Genomic DNA, 15401 nt, shown 5'->3' with positions numbered 1-15401 from the left:
TGTCCTTATTGTTGTTTTTAAAAGCGTTACTTTTCGACGATGGCGGTGATGCCCAATCCACCCGCCGCACAGATCGAGATCAGGCCGCGGCCACCACCGCGTTCATGGATCGCCTTGGCCAGCGCCGCCAATTGCCGACCGCCAGTGGCCGCGAACGGATGGCCGCAGCCCAGTGAGCCACCGTTGACGTTCATCTTGCTGCGCTCGATGGTGCCCAAGGGCGTCTCAAGGCCGAGCCGCTCGCGGCAATATTCAGGGTCTTCCCACGCTTTGAGCGTACACAGCACCTGGGCGGCAAACGCTTCGTGTATCTCGAATAAATCAAAGTCGGCAAAACTCAAGCCTTCCCGTTGCAACATGCGCGGCACGGCGTAGGCCGGTGCCATCAGCAGGCCCTCGGTGCCGTCGACAAAATTTACCGCCGCCGTCTCACCCGTGCGCAAGTAGGCCAGCACCGGCCAGCCATTGGCAGTGGCCCATTCTTCACTGGCAAGCAGCACCACCGAAGCGCCATCGGTCAAGGGCGTGGAGTTGCCGGCAGTGAGGGTGCCGTTCTGGCGGTCGAATACCGGCGACAGGCCCGCCAGTTTCTCCAGGCTGATATCGGCACGCAGGTTATTGTCGCGGGCCAGGCCGCGATGGGGACTGATCAGGTCGTCGAAAAAACCGCGGTTGTAGGCCGCGTCCAATCGTTGGTGGCTGGTAAGGGTCAACTCGTCCTGGGCCAGGCGCTTGATCTGCCAGCGCTTGGCCATTTCTTCGCAGTGTTCGCCCATGGACAGCCCCGTACGCGGCTCGCCATTGCGCGGCAGCAGCGGCTTGAACAACATCGACGGGCGCACGTTGAGGAGTTGCTTGAGCTTGTCGCCCATGCCCTTGGCGCGATTGGCCGCAAGCAAGGTATGGCGCAAGGATTCGTTGATGCCGATAGGCGCGTCGGAGGTGGTGTCGGCGCCACCGGCAATGCCGACTTCGATCTGGCCCAGAGCGATTTTATTCGCCACCAGCAGCGCAGCTTCAAGCCCGGTGCCGCAGGCTTGCTGCACATCATAGGCCGGGGTTTGCGGCGACAGTGTGGTGGACAACAGCGCTTCACGGGCCAGGTTGAAATCCCGCGAATGCTTGATCACTGCCCCGGCGGCAAATTCGCCCAGGCGTTGGCCATGCAGGTTGTAACGGTCGACCAGGCCCTGGAGAGCGGCGACCAGCAGATCCTGGTTGCTGTCATGGGCATACACCGTGTTGGAGCGAGCAAACGGAATGCGATTGCCGCCGATAATCGCCACGCGGCGAGTTGGCGCCGGGTTGAAGCTGTAGTCACTCATCACTGGTTCTCTTTCCAAATAAACAGCCCGCGCATATGGGGTTTGTCCCCGGCGAAATTGCGCACTTCGAACTCACGGCGTGGGCCAGTCACCGGGTGGCTCCACAGGGCGACCTGGCCAGGCAGGAAAATCGGCAACTTGAAATCGCAATGCGCTTGCGCCTGCTCCAGGCCACCGGGCGGTTGTTGCGCCGCCAATGCACGGCCCAGCGTCCACATGCCATGGGCGATGGCACGGCGAAAACCAAAAAGCCTGGCCCCAATGACCGAGGTGTGAATCGGATTGAAATCCCCCGAGACCTTGGCAAAGCGTCGCCCCAGGTCGGCGGGAAGCACCCAGCGCTGGGTGCGCAACAAGCCTTCCTCCTGCAATGGCAATGGGTCATTCCATGGCTCACCCACGGGGTTGTTGACGTTACGGCGCAGGTACAGGCTGTCGCTTTCCCACACCAGCGCGCCCGCACTGAAGGCACGGGTGGCGATACTCAATGCCTGCCCCTTGGGATGCGCGACCCAGCGCTCGCAGTACACCTCCACGCGCAACGCCTGGCCCTGGTGCAGGCGCTGGTGCTGACGAATACGATTGGCCAGATGCACCATGCCGCTGGCCGGGTACGGGAAGCTTGGCCGGGTCAGCAGCATCAAGTGCAAGGGAAAGGCCAATACATGGGGGTAGGACAGCGGCACGCCCTGTTCGGGACAAAAGCCACAGGCCCGTGCGTAAGCGGCGATACCCGCGGGGGAAAGCGCCACCGCAGCGCGCACCAGGCACGCCGTGGGTAACAGCGGCGCACCGTCGAGCTTGGGCTTGCGCATAGCGCGCATACCGTCGAGCAGCAACTGCGTGCGCGACGGCGGCGGGTCGATAATCTGCGTCACATAGTCCATCGCTTCAGGCTCCCAACAGGCTTTGGCCACACACTCGCACGACCTGGCCATTCACTCCGCCCGACGCAGGATGAGCGAGCCAGGCGATAGTCTCGGCCACATCAATAGGCTGCCCGCCCTGAGACAATGAATTCATGCGCCGCCCCGCCTCACGGATCATCAACGGGATCTTCGCGGTCATCTGGGTCTCGATAAAGCCGGGCGCCACCGCATTCACTGTGACCTGCCGGGCCGCCGCACGCGGTGCCAGACCTTGCACCAGGCCAATCACGCCCGCCTTGGAGGTGGCATAGTTGCTTTGCCCCAGGTTGCCGGCAATCCCTGAAATCGACGACACGCAGATGATGCGCCCACCGGCGTTTATGCCCTGGTTGTCGAGCAAGGCTTCACTGAGCTGCAACGGTGCCTGCAGGTTGACCGCCATCACGCTGCGCCAGGCGGCTTCGGTCATCTTGGCGATGGTCTTGTCACGGGTGATCCCGGCGTTGTGCACCACCACATCAAAGCCACCGTATTGGCTGACATGGGCTTGCAACAGCGCGGCGGTGTCGGCGGCGGTGATGTCCAGGGGCAAGGCCGACCCGCCGACGCTGGCGGCGGCCTGTTGCAAGGCTTGCTGGGCCTGGGGCACGTCCACGCACACCACATGGGCGCCGTCACGCGCCAGCACCTGGGCGATAGCCAGGCCGATGCCTCGGGAAGCACCGGTGACCAAGGCACGGCGACCGGCGAAGGGTTTGTCCCAATTGACGGTGGTGTTGCCATCCACAGGTCTTTCCAGGCGCACCACCTGCCCCGAGACATAGGCAGAGCGGCGTGAGAGGAAGAAGCGCAAACTGCTGTCCAATGCCTCCTCGGCACCCGGCGCCACATATAACAATTGTACGGTGATCGCCCGACGCAGCTCCTTGGCCAGCGAGCGCACCAAGCCCTCCAGAGCACGCTGAGCGATGGCCTGGGGCAAGTCCTTGCTGTGTTCCGGCGCAGTGCCGAGCACCACCACTCGGCCATGTTGACCGAGGCGCTTGGCGTTGGCGTGGAAGAACAGGTAGAGCTCGTCCAACTGTTGCAGATCGACCACGCCACTGGCATCAAACACTGCGCCTTGCACCTTGACCGTGGACGGCGCCTTGAGGGTTGCCGCCGTGGCGGCGACGGTGTCGGTGGCGCTGAAAATACGCTGCACCGACGCCGCCAGGCGCCCTGCCCCGGCGATGATCACCGGGTTGGCCAGCCCGGCCTGGCCGCTGCGATGACGCTGCAGCGGCAAGGGTTGCGGCAAGCCAATAGCCTGGGCCAGGCGACGGCCCCAGGGGGAGTTGACGAATGAAAGGTAGTTGTCACTCATGGTAAGCACTCACTCACGCCACACATTTGCCTTGTAAACCCAATCAAATGTGGGAGGGGGCAAGCCCCCTCCCACACTGTCAATTCACCGGGGCGTTTTCGCTTTGGCTGCTGCGCCGTTTGGCGGCCGGTTCGAGCGCCTGCTTGCGCTGCTGCAACGCCTCCAGCAAACCAAAATCCTGGGGGAAGTCATCCACCTGGATACCGTGATCGGCGTATTCCACATAGCGGCCCAGCAAGGCGTCCTCGTCGTCGCTGATCAAGTCCAGCGCCCGCGCCTTGACGCGCCATTCGGTAAAGGCCGTGGCCGAAATCGGCAGCGGGCCAAGCAAACCTTGCTTGATGGCGGGTTTAAGCCGAGCCTCGATCGACTCCACCTGTGGCAGTAAACGAAAGCCCAATTCGCCGTAGGCCAGCTTGTCGATTTCCGGGCGCGGGATGTAGGAATTGGCCAGCAAGCGGTCGCGGGTTTCCCCTGGGGTTTGCACCACATCGGCCACTTGCGCCAACAGACGATCCGACGGTTTGTGCAGGGGAATGCCAAACGGAAAACTCAACGCGCGCACCACCCTCGCCGCTGGTTTCGACGGGTAGTTGTCGAGCACCTCAGCCAAGGCTTCATGGGCGCGCAGCAACGCGTCCTGCGCCGCCCAATGCACCAGCGGCAGATCTGCCTGGGGCCGGCCGTCGTCCTCGAAACGCTTGAGCACGCACGACAGGATGTACAGCTGCGACAGAATATCCCCCAAACGCCCGGTGATACTTTCCTTGCGCTTGAGGGCACCCCCAAGCACGCCCATGGAAATGTCCGAGATCAACGCCAGCACCACCGACAGCCGATTGGCCTGACGGTAGTAGGACGCCAGCGCCGGGTCGGTCTTGGCAGGCGCGCCAAGCAGGCGCCCGCCAGTCAGGGAATGCACCGCTGCGCGGACGGTGTTGGCCAGTACAAAACTCACATGGCCGAACATCGCGCTGTCGAAGTCTTCCAGCGCCTTGCGCCGGTCCGGGTTGCGCGCCGCTTCCATTTCGCGCAACACATAGGGGTGGCAACGAATCAGGCCCTGACCAAAGATGATCAGGCAGCGGGTCATGATGTTGGCGCCTTCCACCGTAATGGCGATGGGGCTTTGCTGATAGGCACGGGCGAGGAAGTTATTGGGCCCCATGCAGATACCCTTGCCGGCAACAATGTCCATGCCGTCGTTGACGATGATGCGCGCGCGCTCAGTGACGTGGTATTTGGCAATGGCCGAGATCACCGAAGGTTTCTCGCCGGCATCCAGGGACGCTACCGACACCTTGCGCACCGCGTCGCAGGCATACAGGTGCCCGGCCATGCGCGCCAACGGAGCCTGCACCCCTTCGAACTTGCCGATGGGCAAGCCGAACTGCTTGCGCATCGCCGCATAGGCTGTAGTGCCGCGCACGGCGACCTTGCCCAGGCCAACGTTAGCCGAAGGCAGGGAAATCGCCCGGCCCGCGGCCAGGCACTCCATCAACATGCGCCAGCCGTTACCGACTTGTTCACGGCCGCCAATCACCCACTCCAGTGGAATGAATACGTCCTTGCCGGTGGTAGGACCGTTCTGGAACACCGCATTCAGCGGCCAGTGACGACGACCGCTGTTCACCCCTGGGTGAGAAGTCGGGATCAGCGCACAGGTAATTCCCAGGGAACCGGCCGCGCCAAGCAGGCCGTCCGGGTCTTCGGCGCGAAATGCCAGGCCCAATACCGTGGCAATCGGGCCAAGGGTGATGTAACGCTTGTCCCAGGTCACTTTGAAACCCAGCACTTCTTCGCCTTCGTGCAGACCTTTGCAGACAATGCCCAGGTCCGGGATCGCACCCGCGTCAGAGCCGGCATACGGGCTGGTCAAGGCAAAACACGGGATGTCTTCGCCCCGCGCCAGGCGCGGCAGGTAGTAATTGCGCTGGGCGTCGGTGCCGTAATGCAGCAGCAATTCGGCCGGGCCCAGGGAGTTGGGCACCATCACCGAAATCGCCGCCGCCGAGCAGCGAGTCGACAGCTTCATCACCACCTGGGAGTGGGCGTAGTGGGAGAAGCCTTTGCCTCCGTACTGCTTGGGAATAATCATGCCGAGGAACCCGGCGTCCTTGGTGTATTGCCAGCCTTCGGGGGACATGTCCTGCCAGACTTGGGTGGTTTCCCAGTCGTTGGCAATGTCGCACAGGGTTTCGACCTCATTGTCGAGAAAGGCTTGCTCCTCCGCACTCAGGCTGGCCGGCGCGGCTTGCAACAGGCGCTGCCAGTTGGGCTTGCCGCTGAACAGCTCGGCATCCCACCACACAGTGCCGGACTCGATGGCCGCACGCTCGGTGTCGGACATCGCCGGCATGATCGTGCGAAACAGGCCTAGGGCCTTGCTGGTCAACAGCGTGCGGCGCAGGGGTTTGAGCGCCAGCACCAGGGCCGGCAACACCACCAGTACCGCCGCGACGGCGGTGCCCAGGCCGGCCACGACGTTGAACAGGTAACCCGCTGCCAGCCAAACCAGGCCAGTGACCAGCCACAGGGTAGCGGCGGCTTGTCGATACGCCAGGGCAATCGCTGCTGCGAAACCCACCAATAACCAGATAAGCATAGGGATACCTCTACTTGATTCGAGATGTGGCCAAAGCACAGGCAGGTCGAGCTGCGCGGCGGCGTAAAACCACACTACAAACTTGAATGACTAAATTCAAATTTTGTTTTGAAATTTTTATTTAGTCATTGAGCGCAATAATTTGAGGCCGAACGAAGGCCTCAAAACAGTTATCAAAATCGTTGAGCAGCGAGCACCAGATGCTCTGGTACTCGCTGTCAGGGTGGGCTCAGAACTTGTACGTGGCTGACAGGCTGACAATATCGCCTGAGGACTCGGCCTTGCCGTCAAGCCTGCCACCGCCCAGTCGGTCTACGTTCTGGGTCTTGATGTTGACCTTCTCGACAAATTGATGCGAGTACGCGGCGTCCAGAGTCAAGCCAGGAACGGCTTTGATATCGTAGCCCGCACCCAAAGAGAGAAAATAACGGTCACCGTCAGGAATACGCGGATCGCGCGTCGAATTGCGGGTTGGCGTTTGGTCATAGGCCACACCAGCGCGCAAGGTCAGCTCGTCCGTTGCCTTGAAATCTCCCCCCACCGAGTACATCCACGCATCTTTGTAGTTATAGGGAATGGCGACGATAGTCGAACCCTGAGACTTGAGCGTGAGGTCCTTGAAGGACGACCACTGGGTCCACATGGCGCTGACACCCAAGGTCCAGCGGTCGTTGAACTGGTGCACCCAGTCGAGCGCCGCGGTGGCTGGAATATCCAACTGAGTACTGGCATGGGCGCCACCGGGGTACAGCGTCAGGCCCGGATAAGCCGTTTCGACCAGCGTCTTGCCGTTACCGAAGATCGTATCGTCAGTCATCAGGCCATTGTTCAAGGCATCAGCCCGGACGCTGTATTTGCCTGTCAGCTTGTTTTTGATTTTGGCGTGATAGTTAAGGCCCAGCGAGTCTCGATCAGTCGGCTTCCAGACAACACCGGTAAACCAGCCAGTGGAGATGTTATCGACCTTCACCCGCATCAGCGCGGTGCCGACGCCCGCCGGAAATGCCCCGTTACCCAAGCCTGGTGAGACTGACGCGGCCGAAAACAGGTCAACATTCTGGCTGACGAAGCCTTGACTGCGCTGAACGATAAGGCCCCCCCCGATGGAGAAGTCGTCACGCACCTTGAAGGATAAGGAGCCCGTCAGACCGACGGTCTCGATTTTGGTGTCCACGGCGAAGTCGCGAAACTTGGAGTTTTCATTCCAGGTGGTGCGCATACCTTGCGGCACGACCTGACTGAGGCCGAATGCAAAGCGGTCACCGATTGGAATAACGAGGAAGCCGGTAGGCAACCAGGCGGTGAAACCACCCTGGCCGCCATCGTTGTTATTGAGTGCTGCAGTGCTGGGGTCAAAGCTGCCATCAGGCATTACCGCCGTATTACTGACCGGGTTACCGGTGTAATCATAGGCTTGGCCGCTGTATTTGATTTTGACCCGAGCATAGTCAATGGTCTGTTGAACCACGGACTGGTCGACGAACGCCATGGCCGCCGGGTTGTTGTAGGCAGAGCTTGGATCATTCTTGAACAGAGAGCCGCCGCCGAATGCCCGGCCCCAGCCTGGAGCACCATAAGTCGGCGTGGAGAAACCACCCGCCTGCACGGGCGCAGTCGTCATCAAGCCTCCCAATATTGCCAGCCCCAGCAGTGTTTGAGCCTGTTGTTTCTTACTGATCATGCGGCACTCCTTATTATTATGCGCTCCCGGCATGGCCGGCTTTCCACGTCAGCCGGCACCTCTGGCGAGGTACCGGCCTTTCAGCGGGTGATCAACCCTTTTATCCTGCAATAAGCAGCCGTTATGGATTGACGGTCAGGCCAGCAGCAGTGGTGGTCAGCGAGACCACGTTGCAGCCACCGCTCAGAGCTTGGTTGGCAGCCGTAAGCGTGTGAGTCGCAGCATTCCAGGCCACGCTGATAGTGGATGGACCGCAGTCGGTACCTGGGATTACGATGGTCTTTTTAATGGTGTAACCAACGTTCTCTACTTGGCCGGTAGTGCCCGACAAGGCCGTCAGCTTCCAGCCTGGCGACGGGATGCTTTTCAAGGTGGGCAATGCACACAGGCCACCGCCGGTCAGCGAGGCATTGTTGATAGTCGCAACGCCGCCGCTGACATTGCCGCTGAAGGTAATGCCACAGGTCACAGAGCCCCCGAACGACGACGGTGACTGCACCACGATGGAGCCTGCGGTCGTGGTGAAAGGGCCTTCCGGGCTGATTGAAGCCGCACTGGCCATCGAAGCAGCACCCATGCAAACAGCCAGGGCAGTCAACGACACGAGAGTTTTCAAGCTTTTCATTGTTTTTCCTCACATGTTATGGCGATTCATTTCGCCAGGGGTAATGGCCATGATCGAGAGGTCACGGTGAAACTGCAGAACTTCCCTTTCCAGCCAAATTTCAATGCATTTACCGCTGCAACAGTTGGAACGGTTTATTCGACCACTTTGAAGTTGGGCGGCATCTTGATGGATACCGTGTTGATCTTGCAGTCTTCGCCAATAGCAACATTGGCGGCTTCCAACTTGCCGGTGGCGTTATCCCAAGTACCGTCGGCGGTTGAAGGGCCGCACTTGCCGCCCAGGCCAAAGGCGTGCACATCGACGCTGATCCTGGACATCGAGCCACTCTTTGTATCTTTGGCGACCAGCACCCAGGGCAAATTGATCGCTTCGACACGGCTGCATTTGAGGCCACCGTCAAACTCGACTTTATCGACATTCACCGATGAGCCATCGGCCGCGACCTTGCCGGCCACCTTGATCGTGCAGTCGGCGCTGATCAGCTTGCCTTTGGAAAAGCTGATGGGCCCTTGAGCCGTGAAGGCACTGCCAGCAGGTTCGATACGGGCAGCCTGGGCCTGGTGATAAACAATCAGGCCCATCGCTGCCAGCAGGATATGGGCGGTGAACTTGGCAGAACTTTGCATGGTGTACGTCCTTCCCTTGAAATTATTTTTGTAGGGTCAAACCACGTTCTTGCACCTGATACTGGGGGCGACAAGGACCTGCGCGATACACAGATCCCGAGTACGCCCGTACTGCTTACTTCATCTCAAAACGGCTTGGCGCTGTTGCTGTACTTCTCCAGATACTTCAAACGCTGTGACGGTTGAAGATTGGTCAGGGTGATATCCCCGGCATAATGATTGAGCACCCGATGGTCCATACGACGTCGCCACAAGTAAGGCACATAGGCCCAGACAATCATGCTCGCGTAACCATACGGAAGTTGCGGTGACTCATCGAAGTGGCGCAACGACTGATAACTGCGCGTGGGGTTGGCATGGTGATCGGAATGCCGCTGAAGTTGGAACAGGAAGATATTGGTGACAATCCGGTTACTGTTCCATGAATGGCGCGGCGAGCAGCGTTCGTAACGGCCATTGGGCAACTTCTGGCGCTTGAGGCCGTAATGCTCGACGTAGTTCACCACTTCCAGCAACGAGAACCCGTAGATGCCCTGGATGATCAGGAACGGAATCACCGCCGCGCCCAACCAGGCAATCATCGCGCCCCACAACACCACGCTGTACATCCAGGCACTGAGCACGGCGTTCTTCCAGTGCAAGGCCGGCAAACCGAGTTTGCGCAGGCGTTCGCGCTCCAGGTTCCAGGCCGACACGGCGCTGAACCACACCGAACGCGGCAGGAATGCCCAAAAACTTTCCCCCAGCCGCGAACTGGCGGGATCTTCCGGGGTGGCGACCCGAACGTGATGGCCGCGGTTATGTTCGGTGTAGAAGTGCCCGTAGAACGTCGGCGCCAGGGTGACCTTGGCCAGGAACACTTCCAGGGGCTTGGGTTTGTGCCCCAGTTCATGAGCGGTGTTGATCGCGATGCCCGTGGCAGCGCCGGTGGACATTGCCATACCCAGGTAAGTGAACACGCTGATGTGGCCATGCAGTTCAGTGCGTGCGGTGACGAATGCAGCAGCCTTGGCCAGCCAGCTCGACGGCTCAAGTGTGGCCGTAGCGTTCAACAGGCCGCCGTTGATGATCCAGTCGATGCCACCGGCGGCCAGCCAGCCGGTGATAATCACTGAAGAGATCACAAACAGCACGCCGGTGTAGACGATCCAGCGATAGTAACGTTGGGATTCAAGGTTGCTGACGGCAGATTCAGGCGGGTTGCTGACATCTTCGCCGAGCAGGCCGTCGATCAGGGGGATCAAGCCGAAGATCACCAGCACACCCACCCACCACAATTGCTGTACGCCGGTGCCGATCGCCAGGGCGCCGGAGAGCAAGGGGGTTGCCAGTGGCATGATGCCGAGCCACCACAGGTGGCGCTTTGCGTCGGTCCAGACGTGCGGGGCGGCCAGGGTCTGATTCATGGCAACCTCCGTACACATCCGGTGTGCATTGGGGCAGCAAACAGGTTTACGGAGCGCTGACTGCCCCGAGAAATCAACCATGCGATAAAAGGCGTTTTTTTCATTATTTTATTCGCTCTTAGGCATTTCAAAAATAATTTCAAATTACACATTGAAATAGTTTTTTAAATAAATAGCGCGGAATCGTTAGGTCGTCAACTAGTTTCTCCCGCCCTTTTTACCGTGACCGGGCAGTCTCTTTTTCAGCCGTCTGGTCAGGTGTCTAGGACAGGCATCAACGCCTTTGAACCGCGAGTCGGGTGCACCCTTATCTACTCGCCAGAGTCTTGGGAGGGTGCAACAGCCGGATGCCTGCCCCGGGCCTGACGCGCTTGGCGACCTGCTCCACCAGCGCCACCACTCGCTCTGTCGCGGTGATCGGCAACATATGCCCACAGCCTTCGACCACTTGCATTTTCAGCCCTGGCACCTTGCTCGCCAGGGCCTGGCCGTGTTTCTGAAAGTCGAGCACCTTGTCGCGGGTGCCATAGATCAGCCCGATGGGCAAGGTCAGTTGCGGGTAGCGCTTGACCATGTCGGGCAGGTGGTCGTTGACCCGGTTGATTTCGGTGGACGCGGCATAGAAGTTGTCTGGACGCATGCCCAGCAGCCCGCCGCCCCGGGTGGCGAAGTCCGGCGGTGCGGCATCGGGGCCGAAGACGCCTTTGACCACTGCATTTTTACTCAGCAGGCCAACGGGCATCGTCAGGGTGTGGGCCATCCAGCGTCGCAGCCAGGCCGGGCGCACCGATAATGACAGGAACACCAGCGGCAACATGCGTTGCGGGTGAGTCAAAGGCGCTACCAGTACCAACCCGGATACCGCATGGGGATGGTCGAGGGCCAGCGCCAGAGCAACCGCGCCACCCAGGGAATGGCCCAGCACCAACGGCTTGCCCAGGTCGAGCGTGTCGATAAAGGCCGCGATTTGTCGGGCCTGACCCGGTAAGTCTGCGGCCGTGCCACTGTGTCGGCTGGAATAGCCGGACCCCGGCCGGTCAAGGGTGATCACGCGAAAATGCTCTCGCAACTGACCGGACAAGGCATATGTGAGGTTACGGCTGCTGCCCATCAGCCCGTGGATCATCACCAGCGGCGGGCCCTTGCCCTCTTCGACATAATGAAAGCGCTCGCCATCCACCTCGACGAAACGCCCGTTGATCGGAACCCGCGCTTCAATGCGCCGCGTCATCCAGGCACTCAAGCCCCATAACGCCACGCTGGCGCCGGCCAGCACACCCGCAGCGACAACCCATTCCACAGCCATAGCTCGGTCCTCTGCTTCCCTGCTGCTGGCGACCCGACCGGAATTGATCAGGGCCTCAGCCATCGTCCACCCCTTGGACCTGGACGCCCTGCATACCACGCTCGTCCGTCGGACAAATCGCACATGCGGAACAAGGTCCTAGCGTAGGCGAAATTTTCAGGTAGATTATTTAAAATCTTTTTTAAAATAATTAATTCAATTTTCCTTTGCAATGGTGTTCTATCTAAAAGACAAAACAAAAAGAGGAGCACATCCGATGCCCACCCGCTTTCTATCTATGAGGCACGCCCATGACTGCCCACAGTGATTCAATTGACATTGCCATCATTGGCTCGGGATTCGCTGGCCTGTGTATGGCGATCAAGCTCAAGGAGGCCGGGCTCACCGACTTCTTCATCGCCGAACAGGCCGAGACCCTCGGCGGTACCTGGCGCGATAACCACTACCCGGGTTGCGCCTGTGACGTGCAGTCCCATGTGTATTCAATTTCCTTCGCGCCCAACCCGGACTGGTCGCGACAGTTCGCGACACAACCTGAGATCCGCGCCTATCTGGAACACTGCGCCACACGTTTTGAGCTGGCGCCCTATCTGCGTTTTGGCATGGCCCTGCAACGTGCGGTGTTTGATGAGCAACAGCAGCGCTGGCACCTGAGCTTCAGCAATGGCCGCCAAGTCAGCGCACGGGTGCTGGTCTCGGCCATGGGCGGGCTGTCTCGCCCGGCGCTGCCGGATATCCCGGGGCTGGATAGCTTCAAGGGCAAGCGTTTTCACTCCCAGCAGTGGGACCATGACTACTCTTTGAAAGGCAAGCGCGTGGCCGTGATCGGCACCGGCGCCAGTGCCATCCAGTTCGTGCCGCAGATCGCGCCACAAGTGGCGCACCTGGACCTGTTCCAGCGCACGCCGCCCTGGATCATGCCCAAACCGGACCGGCCGATTTCAACGCTTGAACGCTGGCTGTTCAAACACTTGCCGTTCACCCAAAAGCTGGTGCGCGGCGCGTTTTATTGGGCACTGGAAGGCCGGGTGGTGGGTTTTGCCTTGCACCCACGCCTGATGAAGATGGTGCAGAAAATCGCCCTGCGGCATCTGCGCAAACAAGTGGCCCGCCCTTCCCTGCGCAAGACGCTGACGCCGGACTACACCATCGGCTGCAAGCGCGTGCTGATCTCCAATGACTACTACCCGGCGCTGTCGCGCAGTAATGTCGAGGTGGTCACCGACAGGGTGCTGCGCATCGAAGCTGATGGTGTGATCACCGCCGACGGGATCAAGCATCCCGCTGACTGCCTGATCTTCGGCACCGGCTTCCAGGCCAGCGACCCCTTGCCGCGAGACTGCATCATCGGCCGCGACGGCATCGACCTGATGGACGCCTGGAGCGACGGCGCCCATGCCTTCAAAGGCACCACCGTGCCGGGCTATCCCAACCTGTTTCTGATCGTCGGACCCAACACCGGCCTGGGGCATAACTCGATGATCCTGATGATCGAAGCTCAGGTCACCTACATCCTCGATGCCTTGAAACATATGCGGCGCCAGCGCATTGCCACGGTCGAGGTCAAACCCGCCGTAGAGCACGCCTACAACCACCAGTTGCAGGACAAGCTCAAGCGCACCATCTGGAACACCGGCGGCTGCCAGAGCTGGTACCTGGACCCACGCACCGGCAAGAACACCACGCTGTGGCCCGGTTCTACCTGGCGTTTCAAACAGCTCACCCGTCACTTTGCGCTCAAGGACTACGTCGCCAGCCCGTTGCCGGCGCCCGCTCTGCCACGTCCCGTACCAGCCCCTCACTCCGCCACAGAAGGCAGCCTGTCATGAAGTCATTCAATGGCCGCGTTGCTGCGATCACCGGTGCAGCCTCCGGCATGGGCCGCGCATTGGCTTTAGCCTTGGCACGCGAAGGCTGCCACCTGGCCTTGGCCGACAAGAACAACCAGGGGTTGGAACAGACCTTGGAGCTGATCCGCACATCGACCTTGTCGCCCGTGACCGTTACCACGCAGGTGCTGGACGTCTCTGACCGCCAAGCCATGCAGGATTGGGCTGCACGCTGTGCCGCGGAACATGGCCAGGTCAACCTGGTGTTCAACAATGCCGGGGTGGCGCTGTCGAGTACCGTCGAAGGCGTGGACTACGCCGACCTGGAATGGATCGTCGGCATCAACTTCTGGGGCGTGGTGCATGGCACCAAGGCGTTCCTGCCGTATCTCAAGGCCAGCGGCGAAGGCCACATAGTCAATACTTCCAGCGTGTTCGGCCTGTTCGCCCAACCCGGCATGAGCGGTTACAACGCCACCAAGTTTGCTGTGCGCGGGTTCACCGAGGCTCTGCGCCAGGAACTCGACCTGCAACGCTGCGGCGTATCGGCCACCTGTGTGCACCCCGGTGGTATTCGTACTGATATCTGCCGCAGCAGCCGCATCGACGCGAACATGACCGGTTTTCTCATCCACAGCGAACAACAGGCCCGCGCCGATTTGGAAAAGCTGTTCATTACCGACGCCGACCAGGCCGCCAAAGTAATCCTGCAAGGTGTACGCAAAAACAAGCGCCGTGTGCTGATCGGCCGCGACGCCTATTTTCTCGACCTGCTCGCCCGTTGCCTGCCGTCGGCCTATCAGGCACTGGTGGTGTTTGCCAGCAAACGCATGGCGCCCAAGCCGCGCACACAGGTCTTTGAAACCAACGACCAGTCCCATCTCTGAACAGGAGGACGCAGCATGTTGCCGATCCGTCGCGATATCCGTTTTGCCTTGCCTGCCGAGCGCATCAAAGACTGGCATGAACAAGGGCCGGTGATCAGCCACTTCTTCAACGCCCTGTCGTTGCTGTTTCCCCAGGGCGAGCTGTTTTTCATGGACAGCGTGCGCCACTACCGCGGGCAGATCGACGATCCCGAACTGAAAAAGGAAATCCAGGGTTTCATAGGCCAGGAGGCCATGCACAGCCGCGAACATGTGGCCTATAACGACCTGCTGCAAGCGGCGGGCTTGCCGGCGCACACCCTCGACCGACGCCTGAAGTTCTTCCTCGACTTGCAGAAGAAACACCTGCCGCCGTCGTTCAACCTGGCGGTGACCATCGCCCTTGAGCACTACACTGCGATGCTGGCGGAAATCCTGTTGAGCGACCCCTCGCGCTTTGGTGATTCACTCAAGGGTTACCAGCAGATGTGGTATTGGCACGCCTTGGAAGAAACCGAACATAAAGCCGTAGCCTTCGATGTATGGAACCAGGTAATCAAACCCGGCCCCGCACGCTACCTGCTGCGCACCGGCACCATGCTGACCACCACCGTCATGTTCTGGCTAGTGGTGCTGGACTTCCACGTGCGGCTGCTGATTGCCGACCGCAGCTCGGGCGGCACGCTGAAGGGGCTGTGGCGCATGGTCAAGTACTTGTACGGCCCCAAGGGCGTATTCCCGCGGATGCTCAGGCCGTGGCTGCATTATTTCAAACCGGGGTTTCACCCTTGGGAACATGACAACCGCGCACGCCTGGCGGGCATAGATAGCTTGCTTGAAGAGATCGAGCGCACGCGGCGCGGCGCCAAAGGGGTGTAGATACCGATACCTATG

Annotated in this window: 12 protein-coding genes; 3 read left to right on the top strand and 9 right to left on the bottom strand. The window is 60.3% G+C overall.

The window, feature by feature from the left end:
- Positions 1–26: 26 nt before the first annotated feature.
- The 9 genes from J1G33_RS23400 to J1G33_RS23360 form a co-directional block, all read right to left on the bottom strand.
- Positions 27–1325, bottom strand: coding sequence for an acetyl-CoA C-acetyltransferase (locus tag J1G33_RS23400; protein WP_078821204.1), 1299 nt, complete (start codon positions 1323–1325; stop codon positions 27–29).
- Positions 1325–2212, bottom strand: a complete 888-nt coding sequence (locus tag J1G33_RS23395) for a MaoC/PaaZ C-terminal domain-containing protein (protein WP_223018853.1) — start codon at positions 2210–2212, stop codon at positions 1325–1327. Before J1G33_RS23395 ends, J1G33_RS23400 begins: the two co-directional genes overlap by 1 nt.
- 4 nt (positions 2213–2216) lie before the next feature.
- Positions 2217–3560: a 3-oxoacyl-ACP reductase gene (locus J1G33_RS23390; RefSeq protein ID WP_223018852.1), complete on the bottom strand. Its 1344-nt coding sequence runs from the start codon at positions 3558–3560 to the stop codon at positions 2217–2219.
- Positions 3561–3639: 79 nt separating this feature from the next.
- Positions 3640–6165 carry an acyl-CoA dehydrogenase gene (locus J1G33_RS23385; protein ID WP_223018851.1) on the bottom strand — a complete coding sequence of 842 codons (2526 nt, stop codon included), beginning with the start codon at positions 6163–6165 and terminating at the stop codon, positions 3640–3642.
- Between the two features lie 229 nt (positions 6166–6394).
- Positions 6395–7846: an outer membrane protein transport protein gene (locus J1G33_RS23380; RefSeq protein WP_223018850.1), complete on the bottom strand. Its 1452-nt coding sequence runs from the start codon at positions 7844–7846 to the stop codon at positions 6395–6397.
- A gap of 121 nt (positions 7847–7967) precedes the next feature.
- The gene (praB, locus tag J1G33_RS23375; RefSeq protein WP_032880810.1) at positions 7968–8471 is read right to left on the bottom strand and encodes an alkane oxidation protein activator PraB; all 504 of its coding nucleotides are present in this window, start codon (positions 8469–8471) and stop codon (positions 7968–7970) included.
- Between the two features lie 134 nt (positions 8472–8605).
- Positions 8606–9100 carry an alkane oxidation protein activator PraA gene (gene praA, locus J1G33_RS23370; protein WP_078821199.1) on the bottom strand — a complete coding sequence of 165 codons (495 nt, stop codon included), beginning with the start codon at positions 9098–9100 and terminating at the stop codon, positions 8606–8608.
- Between the two features lie 125 nt (positions 9101–9225).
- Positions 9226–10506, bottom strand: a complete 1281-nt coding sequence (locus J1G33_RS23365; RefSeq protein ID WP_032880808.1) for an alkane 1-monooxygenase — start codon at positions 10504–10506, stop codon at positions 9226–9228.
- Positions 10507–10813: 307 nt separating this feature from the next.
- Positions 10814–11812 (bottom strand): alpha/beta hydrolase, encoded by a 999-nt coding sequence (locus J1G33_RS23360; protein ID WP_223018849.1) that lies wholly within the window; start codon positions 11810–11812, stop codon positions 10814–10816.
- A gap of 290 nt (positions 11813–12102) precedes the next feature.
- Between J1G33_RS23360 and J1G33_RS23355 the strand changes: the two genes are divergently transcribed.
- The 3 genes from J1G33_RS23355 to J1G33_RS23345 are packed head-to-tail and all read left to right on the top strand — an operon-like array spanning position 12103 to position 15386.
- Complete coding sequence (locus J1G33_RS23355; RefSeq protein WP_223018848.1) at positions 12103–13641, top strand: NAD(P)/FAD-dependent oxidoreductase; 1539 nt, start codon at positions 12103–12105, stop codon at positions 13639–13641.
- Positions 13638–14528, top strand: coding sequence for an SDR family NAD(P)-dependent oxidoreductase (locus J1G33_RS23350; protein ID WP_223018847.1), 891 nt, complete (start codon positions 13638–13640; stop codon positions 14526–14528). Before J1G33_RS23355 ends, J1G33_RS23350 begins: the two co-directional genes overlap by 4 nt.
- 15 nt (positions 14529–14543) lie before the next feature.
- Positions 14544–15386, top strand: coding sequence for a metal-dependent hydrolase (locus J1G33_RS23345; RefSeq protein WP_223018846.1), 843 nt, complete (start codon positions 14544–14546; stop codon positions 15384–15386).
- The last annotated feature ends 15 nt before the right edge of the window (positions 15387–15401 follow it).

The organism is Pseudomonas sp. P867 (assembly GCF_019891455.1).
Lineage (GTDB): Bacteria > Pseudomonadota > Gammaproteobacteria > Pseudomonadales > Pseudomonadaceae > Aquipseudomonas > Aquipseudomonas synxantha_A.
This window is presented reverse-complemented; position numbering and strand designations above follow the sequence as displayed.

Excerpts from the sequence above, each read along its gene's own strand:
- praB (WP_032880810.1), bottom strand. The coding sequence starts at position 8,471 with ATGAAAAGCTTGAAAACTCTCGTGTCGTTGACTGCCCTGGCTGTTTGC.
- J1G33_RS23395 (WP_223018853.1), bottom strand. The coding sequence starts at position 2,212 with ATGGACTATGTGACGCAGATTATCGACCCGCCGCCGTCGCGCACGCAG.
- J1G33_RS23350 (WP_223018847.1), top strand. The coding sequence starts at position 13,638 with ATGAAGTCATTCAATGGCCGCGTTGCTGCGATCACCGGTGCAGCCTCC.
- J1G33_RS23390 (WP_223018852.1), bottom strand. The coding sequence starts at position 3,560 with ATGAGTGACAACTACCTTTCATTCGTCAACTCCCCCTGGGGCCGTCGC.
- J1G33_RS23345 (WP_223018846.1), top strand. The coding sequence starts at position 14,544 with ATGTTGCCGATCCGTCGCGATATCCGTTTTGCCTTGCCTGCCGAGCGC.
- praA (WP_078821199.1), bottom strand. The coding sequence starts at position 9,100 with ATGCAAAGTTCTGCCAAGTTCACCGCCCATATCCTGCTGGCAGCGATG.
- J1G33_RS23355 (WP_223018848.1), top strand. The coding sequence starts at position 12,103 with ATGACTGCCCACAGTGATTCAATTGACATTGCCATCATTGGCTCGGGA.
- J1G33_RS23360 (WP_223018849.1), bottom strand. The coding sequence starts at position 11,812 with ATGGCTGTGGAATGGGTTGTCGCTGCGGGTGTGCTGGCCGGCGCCAGC.
- J1G33_RS23400 (WP_078821204.1), bottom strand. The coding sequence starts at position 1,325 with ATGAGTGACTACAGCTTCAACCCGGCGCCAACTCGCCGCGTGGCGATT.
- J1G33_RS23380 (WP_223018850.1), bottom strand. The coding sequence starts at position 7,846 with ATGATCAGTAAGAAACAACAGGCTCAAACACTGCTGGGGCTGGCAATA.
- J1G33_RS23365 (WP_032880808.1), bottom strand. The coding sequence starts at position 10,506 with ATGAATCAGACCCTGGCCGCCCCGCACGTCTGGACCGACGCAAAGCGC.
- J1G33_RS23385 (WP_223018851.1), bottom strand. The coding sequence starts at position 6,165 with ATGCTTATCTGGTTATTGGTGGGTTTCGCAGCAGCGATTGCCCTGGCG.